This window comes from Sphingobium sp. B11D3B (assembly GCF_025961735.1).
Taxonomy (GTDB): Bacteria; Pseudomonadota; Alphaproteobacteria; order Sphingomonadales; family Sphingomonadaceae; genus Sphingobium.
The window spans coordinates 2,270,922-2,291,483 of record NZ_JAOQOF010000001.1 but is presented as its reverse complement, the minus strand read 5'-3'; the positions used below and the strand labels follow the sequence as shown (position 1 = coordinate 2,291,483).

Annotated in this window: 23 protein-coding genes, 1 tRNA gene and 1 riboswitch; of the genes, 12 read left to right on the top strand and 12 right to left on the bottom strand. The window is 64.2% G+C overall.

The annotated features are described in order from the left end of the window. The first annotated feature begins 68 nt into the window (after positions 1 to 68). The gene (locus M2333_RS10775) at positions 69 to 2,987 is read left to right on the top strand and encodes a TonB-dependent receptor domain-containing protein (RefSeq protein ID WP_264611746.1); all 2,919 of its coding nucleotides are present in this window, start codon (positions 69 to 71) and stop codon (positions 2,985 to 2,987) included. A gap of 130 nt (positions 2,988 to 3,117) precedes the next feature. Next, positions 3,118 to 3,699, top strand: a complete 582-nt coding sequence (locus tag M2333_RS10770; protein ID WP_264576568.1) for a MarR family winged helix-turn-helix transcriptional regulator — start codon at positions 3,118 to 3,120, stop codon at positions 3,697 to 3,699. A gap of 19 nt (positions 3,700 to 3,718) precedes the next feature. Here the strand turns inward: M2333_RS10770 and M2333_RS10765 are convergent, their stop codons facing one another. Next, complete coding sequence (locus M2333_RS10765; protein ID WP_264611745.1) at positions 3,719 to 4,849, bottom strand: DUF1176 domain-containing protein; 1,131 nt, start codon at positions 4,847 to 4,849, stop codon at positions 3,719 to 3,721. 107 nt (positions 4,850 to 4,956) lie between these two features. Between M2333_RS10765 and M2333_RS10760 the strand changes: the two genes are divergently transcribed. Further along, on the top strand, positions 4,957 to 5,826 hold the full coding sequence (locus M2333_RS10760; RefSeq protein ID WP_264611744.1) for a 3-hydroxybutyryl-CoA dehydrogenase: 870 nt from the start codon (positions 4,957 to 4,959) through the stop codon (positions 5,824 to 5,826). A gap of 90 nt (positions 5,827 to 5,916) precedes the next feature. On the opposite strand, the gene M2333_RS10755 is transcribed toward M2333_RS10760, so the two are convergent. Continuing rightward, entirely contained in the window at positions 5,917 to 6,612 is a 696-nt protein-coding gene (locus tag M2333_RS10755; RefSeq protein ID WP_264572014.1) for a PEPxxWA-CTERM sorting domain-containing protein, read from the bottom strand. A 425-nt stretch (positions 6,613 to 7,037) separates the two neighbouring features. Then, positions 7,038 to 8,615 (bottom strand): hypothetical protein, encoded by a 1,578-nt coding sequence (locus M2333_RS10750; protein WP_264611743.1) that lies wholly within the window; start codon positions 8,613 to 8,615, stop codon positions 7,038 to 7,040. Between the two features lie 139 nt (positions 8,616 to 8,754). Between M2333_RS10750 and M2333_RS10745 the strand changes: the two genes are divergently transcribed. Continuing rightward, entirely contained in the window at positions 8,755 to 9,537 is a 783-nt protein-coding gene (locus M2333_RS10745; protein WP_264576563.1) for a transglutaminase-like domain-containing protein, read from the top strand. Between the two features lie 14 nt (positions 9,538 to 9,551). Here the strand turns inward: M2333_RS10745 and M2333_RS10740 are convergent, their stop codons facing one another. Beyond that, positions 9,552 to 10,007 carry a COG3650 family protein gene (locus M2333_RS10740; RefSeq protein WP_264611742.1) on the bottom strand — a complete coding sequence of 152 codons (456 nt, stop codon included), beginning with the start codon at positions 10,005 to 10,007 and terminating at the stop codon, positions 9,552 to 9,554. Between the two features lie 153 nt (positions 10,008 to 10,160). On the opposite strand from M2333_RS10740, the gene M2333_RS10735 reads away from it, so the two are divergent. From M2333_RS10735 to M2333_RS10720, 4 genes are all read left to right on the top strand, one after another. After that, entirely contained in the window at positions 10,161 to 10,955 is a 795-nt protein-coding gene (locus M2333_RS10735; RefSeq protein WP_264611741.1) for a DUF2726 domain-containing protein, read from the top strand. Between the two features lie 94 nt (positions 10,956 to 11,049). Further along, the gene (locus M2333_RS10730) at positions 11,050 to 11,304 is read left to right on the top strand and encodes a DUF2061 domain-containing protein (protein WP_264611740.1); all 255 of its coding nucleotides are present in this window, start codon (positions 11,050 to 11,052) and stop codon (positions 11,302 to 11,304) included. 104 nt (positions 11,305 to 11,408) lie between these two features. Continuing rightward, positions 11,409 to 11,543, top strand: a complete 135-nt coding sequence (locus tag M2333_RS10725; protein ID WP_264572020.1) for a hypothetical protein — start codon at positions 11,409 to 11,411, stop codon at positions 11,541 to 11,543. Positions 11,544 to 11,556: 13 nt separating this feature from the next. Further along, positions 11,557 to 11,973, top strand: coding sequence for a DoxX family protein (locus M2333_RS10720; protein ID WP_264611739.1), 417 nt, complete (start codon positions 11,557 to 11,559; stop codon positions 11,971 to 11,973). Here M2333_RS10720 and M2333_RS10715 read toward each other — a convergent pair. Beyond that, positions 11,970 to 12,212, bottom strand: coding sequence for a hypothetical protein (locus M2333_RS10715; protein WP_264611738.1), 243 nt, complete (start codon positions 12,210 to 12,212; stop codon positions 11,970 to 11,972). The two genes, M2333_RS10720 and M2333_RS10715, sit on opposite strands and share 4 nt — an antisense overlap. An 89-nt stretch (positions 12,213 to 12,301) precedes the next feature. Continuing rightward, positions 12,302 to 12,694 (bottom strand): nuclear transport factor 2 family protein, encoded by a 393-nt coding sequence (locus M2333_RS10710; protein WP_264611737.1) that lies wholly within the window; start codon positions 12,692 to 12,694, stop codon positions 12,302 to 12,304. A gap of 74 nt (positions 12,695 to 12,768) precedes the next feature. Here M2333_RS10710 and M2333_RS10705 point away from each other — a divergent pair, with 74 nt between their 5' ends. From M2333_RS10705 to M2333_RS10695, 3 genes are read left to right on the top strand one after another with little or no spacing between them, the layout of a single operon-like run. Next, the gene (locus M2333_RS10705) at positions 12,769 to 12,987 is read left to right on the top strand and encodes a TraY domain-containing protein (protein ID WP_264611736.1); all 219 of its coding nucleotides are present in this window, start codon (positions 12,769 to 12,771) and stop codon (positions 12,985 to 12,987) included. Beyond that, the gene (locus M2333_RS10700; protein WP_264572025.1) at positions 12,971 to 13,237 is read left to right on the top strand and encodes a type II toxin-antitoxin system RelE family toxin; all 267 of its coding nucleotides are present in this window, start codon (positions 12,971 to 12,973) and stop codon (positions 13,235 to 13,237) included. Before M2333_RS10705 ends, M2333_RS10700 begins: the two co-directional genes overlap by 17 nt. 57 nt (positions 13,238 to 13,294) lie before the next feature. Beyond that, the gene (locus M2333_RS10695; RefSeq protein WP_264611735.1) at positions 13,295 to 14,224 is read left to right on the top strand and encodes a hypothetical protein; all 930 of its coding nucleotides are present in this window, start codon (positions 13,295 to 13,297) and stop codon (positions 14,222 to 14,224) included. A gap of 15 nt (positions 14,225 to 14,239) precedes the next feature. On the opposite strand, the gene M2333_RS10690 is transcribed toward M2333_RS10695, so the two are convergent. The 6 genes from M2333_RS10690 to M2333_RS10665 form a co-directional block, all read right to left on the bottom strand. Continuing rightward, positions 14,240 to 14,326, bottom strand: a tRNA-Ile gene (locus M2333_RS10690). Between the two features lie 83 nt (positions 14,327 to 14,409). After that, positions 14,410 to 16,305, bottom strand: a complete 1,896-nt coding sequence (thiC, locus tag M2333_RS10685) for a phosphomethylpyrimidine synthase ThiC (protein WP_264611734.1) — start codon at positions 16,303 to 16,305, stop codon at positions 14,410 to 14,412. Positions 16,306 to 16,334: 29 nt separating this feature from the next. Further along, on the bottom strand, positions 16,335 to 16,745 hold the full coding sequence (locus tag M2333_RS10680) for a DUF2065 domain-containing protein (protein ID WP_264584274.1): 411 nt from the start codon (positions 16,743 to 16,745) through the stop codon (positions 16,335 to 16,337). Positions 16,746 to 16,803: 58 nt separating this feature from the next. Beyond that, positions 16,804 to 16,914, bottom strand: a riboswitch (TPP riboswitch). A 4-nt stretch (positions 16,915 to 16,918) separates the two neighbouring features. Next, entirely contained in the window at positions 16,919 to 17,458 is a 540-nt protein-coding gene (locus M2333_RS10675; RefSeq protein ID WP_264584275.1) for a hypothetical protein, read from the bottom strand. A gap of 33 nt (positions 17,459 to 17,491) precedes the next feature. Further along, entirely contained in the window at positions 17,492 to 18,322 is an 831-nt protein-coding gene (locus M2333_RS10670) for a MipA/OmpV family protein (protein WP_264592249.1), read from the bottom strand. 199 nt (positions 18,323 to 18,521) lie between these two features. Beyond that, positions 18,522 to 18,929, bottom strand: coding sequence for a hypothetical protein (locus tag M2333_RS10665; RefSeq protein ID WP_264611733.1), 408 nt, complete (start codon positions 18,927 to 18,929; stop codon positions 18,522 to 18,524). A gap of 441 nt (positions 18,930 to 19,370) precedes the next feature. Here M2333_RS10665 and tgt point away from each other — a divergent pair, with 441 nt between their 5' ends. Next, positions 19,371 to 20,558 (top strand): tRNA guanosine(34) transglycosylase Tgt, encoded by a 1,188-nt coding sequence (gene tgt / locus M2333_RS10660; protein ID WP_264611732.1) that lies wholly within the window; start codon positions 19,371 to 19,373, stop codon positions 20,556 to 20,558. The last annotated feature ends 4 nt before the right edge of the window (positions 20,559 to 20,562 follow it).

The window sequence follows — 20,562 nt, the reverse complement described above, 5'->3', positions numbered from 1 at the left end:
TTGCAAACTAACAGAATCTGATGAATAGATAGCTCCCTAACAACGATAATTGTCTGGGAGACTTTGCAATGAAGAGACCTGCGCGCGTGCTGCGTCAGCACGCCTGTTTCGCGGCCCTCGCCACCGTCCTCGCTTTCCCTGCTTTCGCGCAGGACAGCGCCCCCCAAAGCGATAGAGCAGATGCAAGCGACGAGGCCATCGTGGTCACCGGATCGCGCATCGCCTCCGGCTTCGACCGGCCGACCCCCGTGGCGGTTCTGGGCGCTGAACGACTGGAAACACGCGGTATTACAAATCTCGGCGATGCGCTGAACGAACTGCCTGCCTTCCGCGCGACCAACTCACCGGCCTCGACCGGTCTGGGCGCGGCGGGCGGCTATGTCGGCGGTCGCATCCTTGATCTTCGTGGTCTGGGCGCGGTGCGCACGCTGACCCTCGTCGACGGCAAGCGCTTCGTGCCGTCCACCACGCAGGCGACGGTCGACACCAACATGATCCCCTCGATCATGCTCCAGCGTGCCGAAGTCGTCACGGGCGGCGCCTCGGCCGTTTACGGTTCGGACGCCGTGTCGGGCGTCGTCAACCTGCTCATCGACAAGGCGTTCACGGGCTACAAGGCCAATGCCCAGGTCGGTTTCTCGCAATATGGCGATAATTTCACCACCCAGTTCGGCGCGGCCGGCGGTTGGCAGATCGGTGAGACGCTGCATCTGCTCGTGGGCGGCGAATATGAAAAGGCGGAGGGCGTAGAAAGCTGCCCGTCGCGCGATTGGTGCGCCAATGGCTTCATCAACATCAGCCGCAATCCCGGCGTGACAAGCCTGCCCGCCAACAACATCCTGGCGGGCGTCTATCCCTGGACGGCGCCCTATAACGGTATCACCACGCCGCCGAGCTCGGCTTATGCCGGCCGCCTCGTCCCGGCTCTCCGCGCGATCGACGGCATCGGCTTCCGCGCCGACGGCACGCCGTTCCGCACCACACAGGGCACGCTGGCCAACAACCTCTATCAGCTTGGCGGCACCAATGACGGGCCGGGCGAGAACATCTATTTCGACTTCCCGATCGTCTCCCCCACCAAGCGCTACAACGCCATGGCGTTCGCCACGTGGGAAGCCACGCCGGCCCTGACCATGGAGTTCGGCTTCAACTACGGTCATGGCGAAGGTCGCCACCGCGCGGTGCCATATCGCAATACGGCCATCACCATCCAGCGCGACAACCCGTTCATTCCCACCTCCAGCAATCCCGCGCTGGACCTGCGCACCATCATGGATGCCAATGGCCTCACCAGCTTCACGCTGGGCAAGGGCTTCAAGGATATTGGCCCGGGCCAGCTGGTCGTGAAGAATGACGTCTATCGCGCCGTCGCGTCCGCCAAATATGAGATTTCGCCCAACTGGTCGGCGGACATCTATTATCAGTTCGGCCGCAACGAGTTCCGCAGCGATATCACGGGCGGCACGATCACCTCGCGCATCCTCAAGGCGCTCGACGCGGTGGCCGGGCCCGGCGGTGCGCCGGTGTGCCGGGTGAATGCCGACGCCAGCACAACCAATAACGACCCTGCGTGCGTCGCCCTCAATCCCTTCGGCTCCGGCCAAGGCGCCACCTTCGCGGCGGCCAAGGCCTATGTTACGGCCGATGCCTTCCAGACCAACATCACCACCCAGCATGTTGTCGCCGCCAACGTCACCGGCTCGCTGTTCGATCTGCCCGCCGGGCCGCTCGGCGTCGCCGTGGGCGCGGAATATCGCAGCGACAGCGTCAGTGGCGATGCAGACGCCAATTCCAAGGCGCTGGCCTTCTTCACCGGCAACGGATCGGTCATCTCGGGCAAGATTCAGGTGGTTGAGGCTTATGGTGAGGCCGAAGTGCCGATCCTGCGCGACACGACGTTCTTCCGCGAACTGAGCTTGAACGGCGCCGTCCGCCGGACCCACTACAAGCGGTCCAGCGACTTCTTCCCGAGCAGCACGGTCAATGTGACCACCTGGAAGCTCGGTGGCGTCTGGGCGCCGGTCGATGCGGTCCGCTTCCGTGTGACCAAATCGCGCGACATCCGCGCGCCCAACGTCTCGGAACTGTTCGGCCCGATCACCAGCGCGTCCGGCATTCTCAACGATCCGGCGCGTGGCGGTCAGCAGACGGTCGTGCCGATCACGCTCGGCTCCAACCCCAATCTGCGGCCGGAAAAGGCGGACACGTTCACCGCCGGCATCGTCTTGCAGCCAAGCGGTGGGATGCTCGGGCGTTTCCGGGCGTCGGTCGATTATTATGACATCAAGATCAAGGATGCGATCAGCACGCTCGGCCAGCAGAACATCGTGACGCGCTGCTCACAGGGCGATACGCTAAGCTGCTCGCTGGTCACGCGCGATGGTGGTGCGGCCAATGGCGTCATCACCAATGTTCGTGACGTTGTGCAGAATGTGAACCAGCTCAACGCCCGCGGCATCGACATGGAGCTGAACTATCGCCAGCCGGTCGGCGCGGCCAGCGCAGTGAACCTGTCCGTCATGGCCAGCCATGTCATCGATCTGGTGACCGTGGACGCGGTTGGTCCGGTCGAACGGGCCGGCCAGACGGGTCTGCGCGGCGGTACGCCTCCGGGCATCCCCGATTGGACGGTTGACGCGACCGTGGGCCTCGACCTGGGTGAGCTGTTCTCGCTCTCCACCCATGTTCGCTGGATCAACAAGGGCTTCTACAACGCGGCGTTCATCGGCGCCGAGCAGCCTGGCTATGTAATCACGGCCTCCAGCAGCTCCAGCACCAACGCCATGCCATCGCGCACCTATGTCGACATGATGGGCACGGTGAAGGTGCCGGTCGGCGGCGATAACAAGTTGAGCGTCTATTTCGGCGTGGACAATGTGTTCAATGTCGATCCGCCGAACTTCCCCGGTGCGAACGGCAGCGGTAACAACGTGCTCTTCAACCCGGTTGGGCGCATGTACAAGGCCGGCATCCGCACGTCCTTCTGATCCCCCTGCCGTGCCGGGCGCGTTTCGTCCGGCACGGCACCCTTTGGCGCACAGGCCGGCCGACGGATCGCTCTTGACGGAGCGGGTGCAGGTGCGGGAGGTCTGCTGGAACGGCACGTAAGGGAGAATGATGGTCGACAAGGCTCCGTCCGCACAGGGTTCCACCAGCGAAGAGGACGCGGCGACATCGCGCAGCCTTCCGCGATTTGGCGGTTTTCCCATTGAGGATGCCACGCGACATCTCTCCAATTTCTACGCCGGGGCCAAGCCCGACGAGCGGACCGTCACCTTTTTCCGGACCACGCGCGCGCTGGTCGTCGCGGCACGGCGCTGGCGCAAGCTTGCCAATGACAAGGTCCGCAGTGTCGGGCAGAGCATGGCGCGGTGGGAGACAATGTATCTGCTCGCCTGCGCCCGCGATGACCTCTCCCAGCGCGAACTGGCCCAGCTGATCGGCGTCGAAGGGCCGACCATGGCCCATATGCTCAACACGCTGGAACGCGACGGCCTGATCGAACGTGCGCAGAGCCAGGTCGACCGGCGGGTGGTCCACAACCGGATCACCGAGAAAGGGCTGGCCGCCACGCGAGACATCATGGCGATCACCAATGATCTGCGCGCGGACATCCTGCGGGACATTCCACCTGAGAAGCTGGCCATTGCGCTGGAGGTCCTGGAACAGGTCCACGCCCGGCTGGACGATTACTGCTGAGGCGCGGTCATGCGGCCGGTTACGGCCGTCCCGTTGCGGTCTCTTCCTTCAGTGAGAACAGCACCGGCCATTCCCAGGCGCCTCGGCAGACCGGCATGGAGCGAGCTTCCGTCAGCCGGAAGCGGGTGCCATCCCAGCGGTAGGTCTCCGCCGTGCCGCAGTCGCCAAGGCCACGTCCCTTGGCGAAGCTGGAAAGCTCACCGCGCGAAGGATTCCAGCGGGCGTTCATAATCAGCGGTGGGGCGCTGGCATCGCCGGTGAAGCCGGGGAGATGATCGAACGGGGCGAAGGCGATCGTCCGGTTGCCGGGCTCGCCGCTCGCGATCAGTGGGACGGCGCTCACATTATATGCGCCCGCATCGCAGGGCAGCAGCAGCAGGACATGCCCGGCATCGAGTGTATGGAGATCGGGCTGACGACTGCTCTCCAGCCCACTCTCGCACTGCGCCAGGCGCTGGGCCGTGGCTTGCTCTTGCGGCGTGAGCGCAGGCGTCGCGGTTTCGGCGAGGAGCGGGATCGTCTTGGGCAGCACGGGGTCGGCCGGCAGGGCGCGCGCCATGTCGGCCGGGCCATCACCGATGGCGGCCAGCGCGCCACGGCTGCCGATGCGGCCCTGCTGCTCATCCATATAGCGCAGTGCCGCGGCGACGCCTTGCAGCGACGGGGCGCCGATGACCGTCCGGTTGCGATCGTACAGCTCGAACACATAGCTGGAGCCCATGGACCGCACGACCTCCAATGCGGTCTGGCCATCCAGCGCAATCGTGTCGCCATCGACCTTCTGCCGCACACGGCGCGTGCCATCGATCATGAAATCGACCCGGTCGCGCAGCCGGTCGGCCAGCAGCACGCGCAGGCTGGTGGCACCTGGGGGTCCGCCGTCGCGATGGATGAGGACCAGCAGCCGGTTGGGTGTATCCACCCCTTCCGGGTTCAGCGATACCGCACTGCAGGACAGGCGATTGTCGCAGCCCACGGCCCAGTTGTCGAAAACACGCAGACGACCCAGCACCGGTTCTGCCACAACGGGCGCAGTCGAGAGGACAGACCCCGACGTCTGCTCGCCGCGCGGCGGGGCAGCGGGCGCGACCGTGGCCAGGCCCGCGAGAGCCAGGGCGCTGACGCGCAGAAGCCGTGAAATCCTTGTCATTCCGCCAGTCATAATGCAGTTGAAGCCAATGGTGTAGCGCCAAGCTGCATGTGTTGCGACAGCCCGTGGTCAGCAAGCCGGGCCAAGTGGATCGAAAGGACACAGATATGCGCAGAATCGCTGTGATCGGCGCCGGCCAGATGGGCGCGGGCATTGCGCAGGTGAGCGCTCAGGCCGGCATGGATGTGCTGCTGCGCGATATCGATCTCGCGCGTGCGGAAAAGGGCAAGGCCGGAATCGAGAAGCGACTCGCCCGCGCTGTGGAGAATGGCAAGCTCGAGCAAGCGGATGCGCAGGCGGCGCTGGCACGGATCACGCCGGTGGTGGCGCTCGATGATGTCGCCGGGTGCGATCTGGTAATCGAGGCTGCGACCGAGCGGGAGGACATCAAGCGCGCCATCTTCGCGGACGTTGGCGCGGTTCTGGCGCCGGATGCGATTCTCGCGACCAACACCTCGTCCATTCCGATCACGCGGCTCGCGCAGGCGGCGCCCGACGCAGCGCGGTTCATCGGCGTGCATTTCTTCAATCCCGTCCCGGTGATGGCGCTGGTGGAGGTCATTCGCGGCCTCGCCACCTCGCCGGAGACGGTGCAGGCGGTGGAGGCCTATGCGCAGGCGCTGGGCAAGGAGGTCGTCCATGCGTTCGACGCGCCGGGGTTCATCGTCAACCGCATTCTGCTGCCTATGCTCAATGAGGCAATCTTCGCGCTGGGCGAGGGCGTGGCCAGCGTGAGAGACATCGATAGCGCGATCAAACTGGGCCTCAACCACCCCATGGGTCCACTGACTTTGGCCGATTTCGTGGGCCTCGATACCTGTCTGGAGATCTGCAAGGTGCTGCAGGACACGACGGGCGATCCCAAATTCCGGCCCGCGCCGCTGCTCGTCAAATATGTCGAAGCCGGCTGGCTGGGGCGCAAGACGGGCAGGGGCTTCTACGATTACGCCGGTGATGAGCCCGTGCCGACGCGGTGAAAGGCCTATCGGGGCGCGCGCCTGTCGCACAGCAAGGAGCCCCGTGTCCGCAGACACGAGGCTCCCGCTCCCACATCGTAAAGGTTGTGCTTAGCTGAAGCTGATCGCCATATTGGGGCGGCGTGCGCGCAGCGTGCGGCCGATCGCAGCGAAACCGATGATCATCATCGCCCAGGTGGCCGGCTCCGGCACGGCGGGCTTGACGGTGTAGAACAGCAGGTCCTGCTTGCTGCTGTTGGTCGCGACCCAGAAATCCAGATTGCTGTTAATCGTGCCCTTGTTGGCAAGGTAGGAATTGGCGGTGTTGATCAGCGTGGACTCGCCTTGGCTCGCCCATTCGAGCTCGAAGTAACCGGCGCCCAGGTTCTTCGAGTTGCTCGTTTCGTAGCGAGTCTCCCAAAGCGCCAGTTGCAGGGCAGCGGACTGAGTCTTGTCGCCACCGGCATAATTGCTCACCAGCGCGGCGACGTCGTTATAAAGAGAGCCGCCCAGATAATCGCTCAGCGACACGACATTGAACGTGCCGGTGCTCGAGTCCTGGGTGACTTCGAGACAGTAAGCCAGGAAGCTGACCGCCTTGCCGTCCCACGTGCCGGAGATATTCTGGGGCGAGAACGAGCCGCTGTAGGAGGTGGTGTTCCACCACGACGAACCAATGCTCACCTCGCCGCTCGGGCTGCTATACTGCGTCGAGAGGTTGTTGATGACGAAGGTGCTCGCGTTCGCGGCAGTTGCGGAGGCGATAGCGGCTGCACCGGCAGCGAGAGCGATAAGCGTTTTCTTCACGGCGATGTTCCCTTCAAAAGTCCTGAAGCCGGTGTGAAGGAATACTTCTCGATACAAAATGGTATTAACTACGATTGGACGCTCGTTAACTTCGATTATCGCAAAATAATCAGGAAATTCTGAGGGGAAGTTTTAAGAGAACTAGTTAATGATCCAAATGGGGTCATTAACTACGATGAGCGTTTATAAGACGCTACATTTGCGAGTGGCGTGACGCTGCGAATCGGGAAACAATGAAGGGGCGGCGGCGCCGCTGCCGCATTTCCCGATCGTCACCCCGGGCTTGACCCGGGGTCCAGCTGGCCTTCTTGCGAAGAAGGCGTGCCGCTTGAAACGTCCGAACACGGAAAGCCGCAATGTATTTGGCGATGCGTGCGAAAGAAAAGCTGGACCCCGGGTCAAGCCCGGGGTGACGGTGAGGGGGCTCAATTTCCCCTGATGTTCTCGCCGCCCTCATCGCCGGCATCCTCGGCCTGCGCCGCTGCGAGGTCCTGCAGCAGGGCGTCCACATCGAGCGGCTGGCTGCGGTCATGCGCCTCGATGCGATCGCGCAGGCTCTGTGCCCACGTCGCGCTGGGGCCACCATGCGGATCGAAGGCCAGCGGGCCGAGGTTGATCAGCGCGTCATCATAGCGCTGGTCCCGCAGCAGCTGCATCACCAGCATCGTACGGAGATTCTGGTCGAACGGCGCCAGCACCACAGCGCGCTCCAGCCCGGCCACCGCATTCTCGGTCGGGCGCCGGCCCTGCTCAAGGAAGCTGCGGTAGAAATATTGCAGGGGCAGGGGATGATTATTCTCGAACCTGTTGAGCTCGATGAACGGGCGTCGCGCTTCGGCATAGGCCGCGCTGGCGTCCGGGGCGGATTCCGCCTTGCGGAACAGCGCCCTTCCTTTCGCCAGATAGGCGCTCACCTGCCGGTCATCGAGTGCGAGGGCGGTGTTGGCAGCGGCGAGGGCGGCATCCTCATGACCCGCTTCCAGCTCGGCTTCGGCCAGCGTGGCGTGCAGCGCCGCATCGTTGGGATAGCGCGGCGCAAGAGCGCGCAAGTCCGCCACTAGCGTCTCCAGTTCTTCAGGCGAGGGGCGGTTCTTGAGCTCGATCCGCAGCGGCATGGCCGCCGCTTCGCCCTCACTCAGCGCGCGGACCGAGACGGGGCCGGGCTTGAGTGTGGCGGCAGGGAGCTCCAGATAGGTCATGCGGCTCTGCCCCAGATATTTGTCCAGATCCCGCTGCAGGGCATTGAGATCGCCAAATGCGCCTGTCGCCGCGTCCGTAAGGCTTTTGCCACTGCGCAGCAGGCGCAGATAGATCGCCAGTTGCCCGGGACGCTCCTTGCTGAACGTGAGGTAATGATAAAGCAGCCAGCTCCGCCCATAGAAGGCGGCACCCTGGGAGGCGGATTTCGGATAATGGCCCGAATTGAGGATTTGCGCGACCGGGATGACATCGCCGTACATCAGGTCGCCGGCGCGGTGCCTGGCGGGCATCCCCAAGCCGACATTGCCGTTCTTGCGGAATTGGGCAGAGGCGAAGAACTCGGCGGCGCCTTCCGAGAACCAGAGCGGCATGCCGTAGCTGCTGGTCGAGATCAGATAATGGTGCGCATATTCGTGCAGCAGCGCGAGCATCGGCATATCGAGCGTGGTGTTGCTGGTCTTCACCCGGGGAACGATGGCGAAGGCATCCCCCGCGCGCGGCACATAGAACGCGTAGGTATATTTGCTGTCGCCGCCCTGTAACCTGCGCACGTCCTTGTCGCTGCGCACGACATAGACGGTCACACGGTTGGACGGGCTGGGCGGCTCCATCTCAACCGAGAGCACATAGCCCATGGCGTGGTGGAAGCGTTCGAGCTGGTCAGAGAATTGCTTGATCTCCTCCGGCTTCTGGTCGGCGTAGATGACGAAATTCTCGCTGGAGGCTTCCAGCCAGGCCGCCTGCGCAGGCGGTGCCATGGTCGCAAAGAACAGTGCGGCCCATGCTAACAGTTTGATCGGCATTGCTATTCATCTCCCCCACGGCCGGACGCTAGGCAGGCGCGCGAGGGACGACAAGGGTGAAATGAGGCTGTCCGCGATGCACGATGTCTTTTTTAGAGCGCCCTCCGCCACCAATATGCCGCCCGCACGTTGCGCGGGGATGAAACTGCGTATCCATGCCGCGATCGATTATGCGCTGCCCCAGCCGACCGATCTCATCCTCCATATCGAAGCGGCGCATCTGCCCGAACAGACGGTGTCCGATGCCCGGCTGGACCTGAGCGTGCTCGATCATTTCGCTCGTGTCGCCGCGCATGACCATATCGGCGAGCGCGTGCTGATGCGCGCGCAGGGACAGTTGAAGGCGGACTATCACGCGACGGTGGAGATCCACCGCCTGCTGGCCGACGTGAGCGGGCTGGAAGCGCTGCCGCCGCACATGCTGCCGGGCGAGGCCGTGCAGTATCTGCTCGATTCCCATTATTGCCCGGGCAGCCAGTTCATCAGCTTCGTCGGCGAGACGTTCGGCGATCTGCAGGGCGGGCAGCGCATCGCCGCGATCCGGGATTATGTCAGCGGTCATTTCCATTACCTGCCCGGCGTGAGCACGCCCGAAACGACGGCGCTGCAGACCTTCGTGCGCCGGCAGGGCGTGTGCCGCGATTTCGCCCATATGGTGATCGCGCTCGCCCGCGCCTCCTGCATCCCCGCCCGCTTCGCCAGCGTTTATGCGCCCAATGTCACCCCGCAGGACTTCCACGCGGTTGCCGAGGTCTTCCTGGATGGCAGCTGGCATCTGGTCGATGCGACCGGCATGGCCACGGAAGGGGAGATGGCCAAGATCGGCATCGGCCGCGATGCAGCGGACGTGGCCTTCCTGACTTCCTTCGGCCCGGTCATCATGAACAGTCAGACGGTCGAGGTTGAGGTCGTCGAGCAATAAAGCCGGCGTCCGGCTCAGGGCGCCGCATCGCCCTTGAAAGGATGCGCATCGGACCAGGCGCAGCCCGAGCGCAGTGCATCGCCGATCTGGAGCGTGGCCACGAACGGGTAGGTGCGGTCGGACATGCCGTCCGAACAATCGCCCGGCGTCAGCGTCATCGTGAAGGGCGTCGCGTTCAGCGTGCCGCTCCATGAGAGGCCGCCGCGCCCATCGAACCGCTCCACCGCGATCCGCTCGCCCTTGGGTGTCTCGGGCGTTTCATAGACCAGCGTCTTGCCGACGACCTGACCACCCCAGAACGGCTCAGTGCCGGTGAAGCGCACGGTCTCGTTCGCGGCAATCTCAGAATAAGGGCGGTTGTCGTCGCGATTCCCCGGCACATTGGGCTCATCGCCATGCGACTGGCAACCGGCGAGCAGCAGCGCGAGGGGCAGCGCCCGGACGATATTGAGGGTGACGGCGTCGATCATGCCTTCCCTCTGCGCCCGCTATGCTTTGCGGGCAAGCGCTTTGCGATGCGAGCGGAGGTGGGAGCGTCGCCCACGTTCAAACACCCATTAACTTCATGCTGTTAGTGACAGGTCGAGTCGGGAGCGACTTGCGCTGACCGCACTTGCCGGGTGATGCTGATGCCAGAGGAAATTCTCGCACTGATCGACAAGCCGTGGCTGCTCTTCATGCTGCTGCTTGCGGGCGCGCTGTTCGGCATGGTGATCGAGCGGTCGCTCGAGAAAGCGAGCCGTGCCAAGCGCCGCGCATGGTGGGAAAAGCGCAATGCGCGGCGGGCCTATCATACAGGCGTGGGGGTGCAGGATAGTCCCCGGGCGGGCCTGCGTGATGGACCGGACGCGGCCGACCAGCTCCGCACGGTGATGAACGCATCCTTCTTCCCCCGCGCCCTCCTCAACAAGCCGGAGCGCCGACTGCTCGCTCATATCGACCGGGCGCTGGCCGAGGATGCGCCGGGCTGGCGCGCGATGGGGCAGGTGTCGCTGGGCGAGATTCTGGGCAGCCGGGATCATGAGGCGTTCCGCGCCATCAATGCCAAGCGGGTCGATCTGCTGATTGTCGACCGGGATTGCCGGCCCCTTCACGCAGTGGAATTTCAGGGCACGGGCCACCATCAGGGCGCGGCTGCTGCGCGCGACGCGGTGAAAAAGGAAGCCCTGCGCCGCGCGGGCATCGGTTATGTGGAGGTGACGAGCGGGGACAGTCCTGCCGATGTGCGGGCGATCATCCGCAAGCTCTCTACGCGGGACGGTCAAAAGCCGCGGAAGGCCGCGGTGCCTGCGAATGGCCCGCAGCCCGAGTCTTCTAGGACGTCGCCCGCCGCCGCTGCTCAGACCCAGGAAGCGGATACGGTGCGGGTGATATTCGGGAGGAAAGGGGTGGAGCACACGCCCGATCCATCACTGTAAGCGGATCAATCGATTGGCATTTGCGAGCGGTTCTCAATAAATGATCAGCCATCCGCTGCCGTGCCCGGCGCGCGGAATGAGATTGAGGACTGCCATGCCCCGTGACCTGACCAAGACGCTGACCTATCTGGCCGTTCACCTGACCGTCGGGTTCACGGTGGCGTATCTGCTCACCGGATCGTTGGCGATGGCTGGCGGCATCGCGCTCATCGAACCGGCGGTGAATGCCGTGGCCTTCTTCTTCCATGAAAAGGCCTGGAAGGCGACCGACGCCCGTGCGGCGGCGGCTCCAGCAGCGGTTCCGGGCGAGGCGTTCGATGCGCGCATGGCGGCGGTGCGCTGGGGGTGATCGCCCGACGGAAGGGGATCCGCGAATAAACGCGCTTTTGCAGGGCGACAGGCGTAGGATGCGCGCCGCGGGCTGATGCGCTCGTGACCCCGAGAGGAACGCCAATGGCCAAGGGCCAGAAAAAGTCGAACAAGGAAGTCCGCAAGCCGAAGGCGGAAAAGCCGCCCAAGCAAAATGCGTCCCAGCCCAGCCAGAAGACCGGCGTGGTCAAGGGGCTGGAGAATATGCGGAACAGCTAAGGTCAGGCGCGCGATGCCCACCTCCTGGCGACGACGCGCGGCACGGTGGGTGCTGGCGGCGGCCTATCTGGTCGCCGGGATGGCACATCTGCGCACCCCCGCCGGTTTCATCGCTATCACGCCGGACTGGGTGCCCTGGCCGGCGCAGGTGGTGATGCTGACGGGCCTTGCCGAGATCGCCGGGGCGCTCGGCCTGATGATCCCGCCGCTGCGCCGCGCGGCGGGCATGGGCCTCGCGCTCTATGCGCTGTGCGTCTGGCCGGCGAACCTCAACCATGCGCTGGGTGACATCGCCATCGGCGGCACGCATCTGGGCTGGTGGTATCATGCGCCCCGGCTGGCGCTGCAACCGGTGATCATCTGGTGGGCGTTGTGGGCGAGCGGCGTGACCGACTGGCCCTGGCGGACCGGCGCCACGCGCCAGCCTTAGCGCGCGCTGCCCGCGCCGCCCTTCTTCGCGCCGGCAGATTTGGCGGGGGCCTTGGCACCGGCGGGCTTCCCTCCAGCCTGTTTGCCACCGGCCTGCTTGGCCTTGTGCGCGGCAATGTCCGCATCGATCGCCGCGATCCGCTCCCGCTCGGGTGTGTCGCGCGGCAGGCCTTTCAAGCGGCAGGTCGCCCACAGGGCCTTGCGCTCGGATTCCAGCGCCTTGAGATACAGATCGGCCATGCCGGCTCCTATGGGTTGCGTGGGGAAGGGAGCCATCCCCTAGCGCATGGCGGGCGAGGAGGACAGAGCCGTGCGCGGGCGGGGGCGGCTTAGGCGAGCGTGACGAAAATCTCCGCCTCGATCACCCATTGCCCGGCCACCTCGCGCCACTTGGCGGTGTAAATGCCCGAGGCCGCCAGCGCGCCACTCTCCCGCGCCACGCCCCGCCATTCTCCCTGCTCCAGCGCGATCGGCTCGACCGGCGAGACGGTGATGGCGGCGGGGATGCGCTCATACACAAGCCGGCTGGGCGATGCGAATTCGCGCTGCCACACCTTGACCTGCGCAGCCCGCCCGGCGATGACCGCGCTATCCGTGCCGGTGACCATCACGCAATCGCGAGCGAGAATGGGGCCGATGGCCTGCGCGTCGCCATCAGCAATGGCGCGGTTGAAGGCGGCCCGGCGGGCGCGGATGGGGAGGTCTGCGGGGGTGGAGGTCATGACCTGGCCATTACCTAATTGAGCTGGATTGAAATCAAGGGTTGCGCTATACACGTATAGCACGGAGGTCCACCATGTTAGCTTTACGAATTGATGCCGAGACCGAGCAGCGGCTCGACGCGCTGGCCGCCCGGACGGGCCGCACCAAAAGCTTCTATGCGCGCGAGGCCATCGCGGCACATCTGGACGATCTCGAAGACTTTTATCTCGCGGAAGAGCGGATGAAGGATTTCCGCGCCGAAGAGGCAATCCCGCTTGCAGCACTGAAGGCCGAGCTTGGCCTGGACGATTGAGTTCGTCCCCGAGGCGGCGAAGGAACTGAGAAAGCTGGGGAAGAGCGAGGCGGCGCGGATCATTCGCACGCTGGAAGAGCGCATTGCCATCCTCGATGACCCGCGCTCCCTCGGCGCGCCGCTGGCTGGCGAACATGCAGGATACTGGCGCTGGCGGATCGGCGACTACCGCGTGGTGGCAAAGATCGAGGATGCGCGGGTGCTGATCCTTGTGGTGCGGGTGGGGCATCGGCGGGAGGTTTATCGGTGAGGTGGCGGCGACCTTCTACTTTTCGATGCGAGCTACGCAAGTCAGATGGGGGGCAATGTGACAAACAGTGCGGATGATGAAGATGCGTGTGTGCACACCCACCCGATTCCTGCGGCCGAAATATCTCGTTATAGCCCGATCAGCGATCCTGACGCAGAGCAGGACATCATAAATTATGTCAATGGCCAAGCGCCTGACGAAAATATAGCCAATGTCGAAAGAATAAAAACGGAATACGTACTTGGTGATAAGTATGAAATATGGGACGTTACGACTGACGTAGGGCGGTGGTGGGTCGTAACAAATTTGACCAATCTCTACTCACAGAAGCATTTTCCGAGCTTGGATTATACCCTTTCGTTTCATATCGGGTTGATGATGCGTCTAAAGAGCCGATCGTCGCGGCCTGATAGCGAAGAACCCGATCCTTTTGATGAAGTATTTCGGCGGCGGGAGCAGGCAGACGATCGATATGAGCGAGCTGTAGAGGCCGAAGACTATCAGGCTGTCGGAATGCAGCTTCGAGAGTGCTTGATCTCACTAACGAGTGTTATGCAGCGGCGAATGGAGTTATCAGAGGCTGTCGAACGCCCAAAAGCCGCTGACTTTAAGGCCTGGGCGGACATATTTGTCGGTGAATTTTGCCGAGGGCCATCGAATAAGGAGCTAAGAAGCTATCTAAAATCCTGCGCTGACAAGACATGGGGCTTAGTAAACTGGCTAACACATGATCGTAACGCTAACGATACCGCCTGTTCGATCACTCTCCACGCGACCGACACCATAATCGGTCATCTAGTGCAACTCACAATGCGAAAATTGAGCGGGGATATTCAAATCTGCCCCCGTTGTCAGTCACGCAATATCAGATCACACTATGACATCGATATAGCTCCCGACGGCGCATATTATACCACTTGTGGCCTGTGCGGATGGAGCAGTCATCCAGGATACGATCTAGACCACAAAAAGAGCCCCGCCGATTGATCGACGGGGCTCTCAAATAGGGTGCGGGATTCGAACCCGCGGAAGAACAAAGCCTTCACGAGCTTATCAGGCCCGCGCATTAAACCACTCTGCCAACCCTCCATTGCGACCTTTCGGTCTGGCGGACTCGGTAAATGGGGGTGGCTGGATGACTTTCAAGAGAAGCTCCGCAGCTACCGCCTTCCTCAACCCCGCTCCCGTCCCCCAGCGCCCATATACAGCTCGCTTCCCGTCTCGCGGAACACCTTGCTCATCTCTTCCATCCCCTTGAGCGCCGCGGCCTTGCTCGCGGCTGCCGTCTCCGCGCCGCTCGGGCCGGTGGCGATGAAGCCTTCCACGCCCTGATTTTGCTTGCCCGCGAAGTCGCGCACCTCCTGCGTGATCTTCATCGAGCAGAATTTCGGGCCGCACATGGAGCAGAAGTGCGCGGTCTTGGCGCCTTCTGCGGGTAAGGTCTGGTCGTGATATTGCTCGGCGGTTTCGGGATCGAGGCTGAGGTTGAACTGGTCGCGCCAGCGGAACTCGAAGCGGGCGCGGCTCAGTGCATCGTCGCGGACCTTGGCGGCGGGGTGGCCCTTGGCAAGATCGGCGGCGTGAGCGGCGAGCTTGTAGGTCACCACGCCAACCTTCACATCGTCGCGGTCGGGCAGGCCGAGATGTTCCTTGGGCGTGACGTAGCAGAGCATCGCCGTGCCATACCAGCCGATCTGCGCGGCGCCGATGCCGCTGGTGATGTGGTCATAGCCCGGCGCGATGTCCGTGGTGAGGGGGCCGAGGGTGTAGAAGGGCGCCTCGCCGCAGACCTGCAGCTGCTTCTCCATATTCTCCTTGATCTTGTGCATGGGCACATGGCCCGGCCCTTCAATCATCACCTGCACATCCTGCTTCCAGGCGCGGTGCGTCAGCTCGCCCAGCGTGTACAGCTCGGAGAATTGCGCTTCGTCATTGGCATCGGCAATGGAGCCGGGGCGCAGGCCATCGCCAAGGCTGTAGGCGATGTCATAGGCCTTCATGATCTCCGTGATCTCGTCGAAATGCTCGTAGAGGAAGCTCTCCTTGTGGTGCGCGAGGCACCATTTCGCCATGATCGATCCGCCGCGCGAGACGATGCCGGTGACGCGCTTGGCGGTCATCGGAATATAGGCCAGGCGCACGCCGGCATGGATGGTGAAATAATCCACACCCTGCTCGGCCTGCTCGATGAGCGTATCGCGGAAGATCTCCCAGGTCAGGTCCTCGGCAATGCCGCCGACCTTCTCCAGCGCCTGATAGATGGGCACGGTGCCGATGGGGACGGGCGAATTGCGGATGATCCACTCGCGCGTGTCGTGGATGTTGCGGCCGGTCGAGAGGTCCATCACCGTGTCCGCGCCCCAGCGGATCGACCAGACCATCTTGTCGACCTCGCTCGCCACGTCGCTGGCGACGGCGCTGTTGCCGATGTTGGCGTTGATCTTCACCAGGAAGTTGCGGCCGATCGCCATCGGCTCGCTCTCGGGGTGGTTGATGTTGTTGGGGATGATGGCGCGGCCGCGCGCCACCTCATCGCGCACGAACTCGGGCGTCACATAATCGGGGATGCTGGCGCCGAAGCTCTCGCCATCGCGGACATATTCGGCGAGGCGGGCGCGGCCGAGATTTTCGCGCTCGGCAACATATTCCATCTCGGGCGTGATGATTCCGCGCCGGGCATAATGCATCTGGGAGACATTGGCGCCAGCCTTGGCGCGCAGCGGTCGCTTGACGACATTGGGGAAGGGGCGGACACCGCCGGAGCGATCCGGGCCGAGCTGGCCGTTGTCTTCCGGCTTCACCGCGCGGCCATCATAGGTCTCGACATCGCCGCGCCCGAGAATCCAGTCGCGGCGCAGGGCGGGAAGGCCGGCCATGATGTCGATCCGCGCGTCCGGGTCCGTATAGGGGCCGGAGGTGTCATACACGCGCACCGGCGGCTCGCCGGAGCTGGGCTCGAGGTGAATCTCGCGCATCGCCACGCGGTGCGGGCCGACATGGATCTTGCGGCTGCCACGAATGGGTCCGGTGGTCACGCCGATCTCGGCCTTTGCGGGGATGTCAGCCATGGGGATAAGCCTTTCTGTGAACGGAGGAATCAGAGGAAACCGGCACGGCCGGTGAGCCCGGCGATGCCGAGCAGGAGACCAAGGACGATCCCGGCGATCGCCCAGATGCGGGTCGCGGTCGCGGAGGAGACCGCGCGGCCGATGCGCAGCACTGGCCCCGGCACGGCGATCAGCAGCGCGCCCTTGATGAGCGCACCCCAGCCAAACAGCGTGACGAGGGTCGCGAGCGGATCGGTCAGACTGCTGTGGGCGAGCACGAGGGCCGCCCCGATGGCGAAGGTCACCGCACCGGCGAGCAGCACCAGCCCGGGCGCGCGGTCGAAATCATCCAGCAGCGCCCGCCAGCGTTGCGGCGCGGAGAGGCCGGCAAGGCCGATGAGAATGAGATAAAGCCCCAGCACCTGCGCCAGTTGCAGGGTGAGCACGCTGCCCGTCATCATCGCCGCCACCCTCCTCTCAAGGGCCGGCCCGCCTGTGGCTAAGGGAATGAGGGTGGCAAGACTGGCCACGCTCCGCTCCCTCCGCCGGTACGAGCCGGTTCAGGTTCAACGGGTCGGATGGCGCTACCCATCCCTCTCAGCCAGTCAGCAGGCTCCCCGGGGAAGGGCTATCCTTACCCTGCTTTGTCGACGGGGCCAAGCTGTAAACCGGGCTCGCCGAAGAGCAGTCGCGTCAGAGATTGCGCGTCCGGGGCCGGTTGGAAGCGGGAAACTGGCAGCAGATGCAAGCCCGGGCGTCGGGCTTTGTTCCCTTTTGCATCTGCCTTGCTGTGCTTGACGATCTTTCCATCCAAGCTAGGCATTTTTTCGCCGGGCATGCCTCCGTAGAAGCCATATCCAGTGATCATCAGCGTTCTGAGATCATGACGCATAAGAACGACGCAACCTGAAGGTTTATCCTCCAGGCGCTTTTGAACAGGAAAATGGCGAGCACGCCCGGCCGCATGGAGCGCCTTGAGCTGAATGTGCCTCACTACCCCGCGCGCTTCGATGATCACGTCATGCCCGGCATTGTCGACCTCGCTATGCGAGACAGCGAGGTCGAATTCGCCTTCCTCCCAAAGCTGACTCCCTATTGCCGCAAGAAAACGGTGTTCGAGAATAGCCTCTCGGGTCGATGAGTGCGTGAAAAGCGCTTGGGTCCAACGTTCCATGGCGCACCGGCGTACCGGCGCGCCGCCATTTCGTCAAAATGTGTAGGCCAGTCCCGCGCCGAACATCCACTGGTTGCGCGATCCGGCGAGGCGGACCACCGGGCTGTCGGCAATGTCGCCGAGCAGGCGGGTATAGGCAACGCCACCGACCAGCGAGAGGCCGCCCGACAGATCACCCGTCAGGGCGATGTTGCCGGCGGCGGCGAGCGTCCAGTCCTTCCAGCCGCTGCCGGCGGTGTAGACGGGCAGGGTGCTTGCGGCGCTCTGTGCGGGGGTGATCGAGAAATAAGTGCCGGCATAATCGCCATCGACATGGTTGGCGCTAAAGGACACGACCGCGAGGCTCTTGGTGCTCAGCGGCGTCATGTAGCTGACCGAGGGCGTGATGATCGTGCCGCCATGGGCGCCCGCGACATCCTTGCGCGCGGTGACCGTTGCAGAGAGGCGGTCATAATTGCTGGTGATGAGGCCCCAGCGGGCAATGCCGGCATAGCCGCCGAGCTCGACCGAGGTGCCGACCTTGCCGAGCGCGCGGATGCGCTCGTCGTCGATCTTGTCGACATTGGTGCGGTTGAGGCCGATGGTGGCGACCGGACCGAGCTGGAAATCCCAGCGCGAGCCGCCATCGTTGATCAGATCGATGCTGGCGCGATTGCCGACATACAGGAAGTTGAGGCCGCCCAACTTGCCGACCGCACCGGGCACGGGCGTGATGCTGGTGCCGTTGGCGCCCTCATATTCCGGGATCACTGCGGCGCCCAGGCCGATGGTCAGCCGGTCCCCCGCGCGGGCGCGTGCGGCTTCACGCTGCTCGGCGGCTTCGCTTGCCGCCGTCGTGGTCTGGCCGAGGGCGGGTGCCGACAAAGCGGGTGCGATGGCCAGAATGGCGAGAAGACAAGGGGATAGGGAGGGGAAGGGGCGCAAGTTGAAACTCCGACAAGAGGCTGATCCGTGCAACGCCGCAGGAGGCAGAAGGCTCCCGCCGCGCCGATCACGCCCGTCTCTGCATCGACAATCCTGTCCGCCTGCGTCCTTCCGGCATCACGCAGCATGCCGCGCGCGGTCAGTTGAGTCGCATCAGTCCCGCCACGGTGAGCGCCAGCCCGCAGGCTAGCGTCAGCGCCACCCAGATGCGCTGCATGTTTGACAGATTGCGCAGCCAGAAGTGGAAGTAGAGGTCCGAGAAGGCGAGCACGACCAGCGCCTCGATCATCATGATGCCGCCAATGGCCTTCATGATGCAGGTGAGGATATCCGCCGGAATCCAGGGATTGGCGAGATAGACCGCGGCACCGAGGATCAGTTCCACCAGCCCGCAGAGCAATTGCAGCGCAGGCGATTGCTCGATCTCCTTGACCATCGTCTGCCACAGGCCAGGCTTGCGCAGCGCGCCGATGGCGGCGGCCAGCGTAAAGGCCCCGAGCAGCATCGCCGCCCAGGCCGTTGCATCAATCATGTCGAACTCTGCCACTGATCTCTCCCGATGATGCCCGCCCCCGGGCAGCATGGGGCAGGCGATTGGTCCGGGGCCTTGTGGGCTCCTCGGCTGGCGCGGACTTTAACGCGGGTGCGCGGGCGGTCCAGATGGAATTTTGCGGGATTATCTAACGGCGGTGAAGGAAGGTTGCCGGTGGGCTTCATGCCCTCTCCCCTTGAGGGAGAGGGATGCGCAGACTTGGCAGCTTGCTGCCTTAGTCGAAGCTGGGAGAGGGGTGAGCGATCCCCAGGATCGCGCGGATCAGAGATCCGCCACCCCTCATCCAACTCCGCCTAGCCGCCAGAAGGCGGCAAGGCTGCGTATCCTTCTCCCACAAGGGGAGAAGGGTGAAGGGTGTTCGCGATATCCTCCTGGCTTGGCACACTTCGCCTGCGCGGGGGTGTCAATGCGGCCGCGGCGCGCTATGGCGCGGGCATGAGCGACAGCGCCCCGCATACTCCCCCGCCCTTCCGCGTGCCGGCCGATCCCCAGTCGGCGCGGTTCGCCTTCAGCATCGCCGCCACGGACGGCAAGGCCCGCACCGGCGAGATCGTCATGAAGCGCGGCGTGATCCGCACGCCGGCTTTCATGCCGGTCGGCACGGCGGCGACCGTCAAGGCGATGCGTCCGGCGGAAGTGCGCGCGGCGGGCGCGGATATCATCCTGGGCAACACCTATCATCTGATGCTGCGGCCGGGTGCTGAGCGGGTGGCCGCGCTGGGCGGGCTGCATGCGCTCTCCGGCTGGGAGCGGCCGATCCTTACCGATAGCGGCGGCTATCAGGTGATGAGCCTGTCTGCACTCACCAAGGTCACCGAGCAGGGCGTCGCCTTCGCCAGCCATATCGATGGCTCGCGCCATATGCTCAGCCCCGAGCGATCGATGGAAATCCAGCGGCTGCTCGGCAGCGACATCGTGATGTGCTTTGACGAGTTGGTGCCCACGACCGCCAGCCGCGATGCGCAGGCGCAGGCCATGGAGCGTTCGATGCGCTGGGCGGCGCGCTCGCGCACGGGCTTCGATGCGGGCGGAGACCATGCCGCGCGGGCGGCGCTGTTCGGCATCCAGCAGGGCGCGCTCGATGAGGAGCTGCGCAAGCAGTCCGCGCAGGCGCTCGTGGAGATCGGCTTTGATGGCTATGCGGTCGGCGGCCTCGCGGTGGGCGAGGGGCAGGAGGCGATGTTCGCCTGCCTCGACCATTGCGTGGGCCATCTGCCGGTGGAGAAGCCGCGCTATCTGATGGGCGTGGGCAAGCCGGACGACATCGTCGGCGCGGTGGAGCGCGGCATCGATATGTTCGATTGCGTGCTGCCGACCCGCTCCGGGCGGAACGGGCAGGCGTTCACTTGGGCCGGGCCGCTCAACATCCGCAATGCGCGCTTTGCCGAGGATCCGACACCGCTCGATGCGCGCTGCACCTGCCCGGTCTGCGGCAGCGTCAGCCGTGCCTATCTTCATCATCTGGTCAAGGCCGGCGAGATGCTGGGCGCGATGCTGATGACGCAGCACAATCTCCATTTCTATCAGGCGCTGATGGCGGGGCTGAGGGATGCGATCGCCGCCGGGCGGCTCACCGAGTTCGCGAGCCGCTTCCGCGCCGATTATGCGAGCAAGGCGTTTTGAGCGC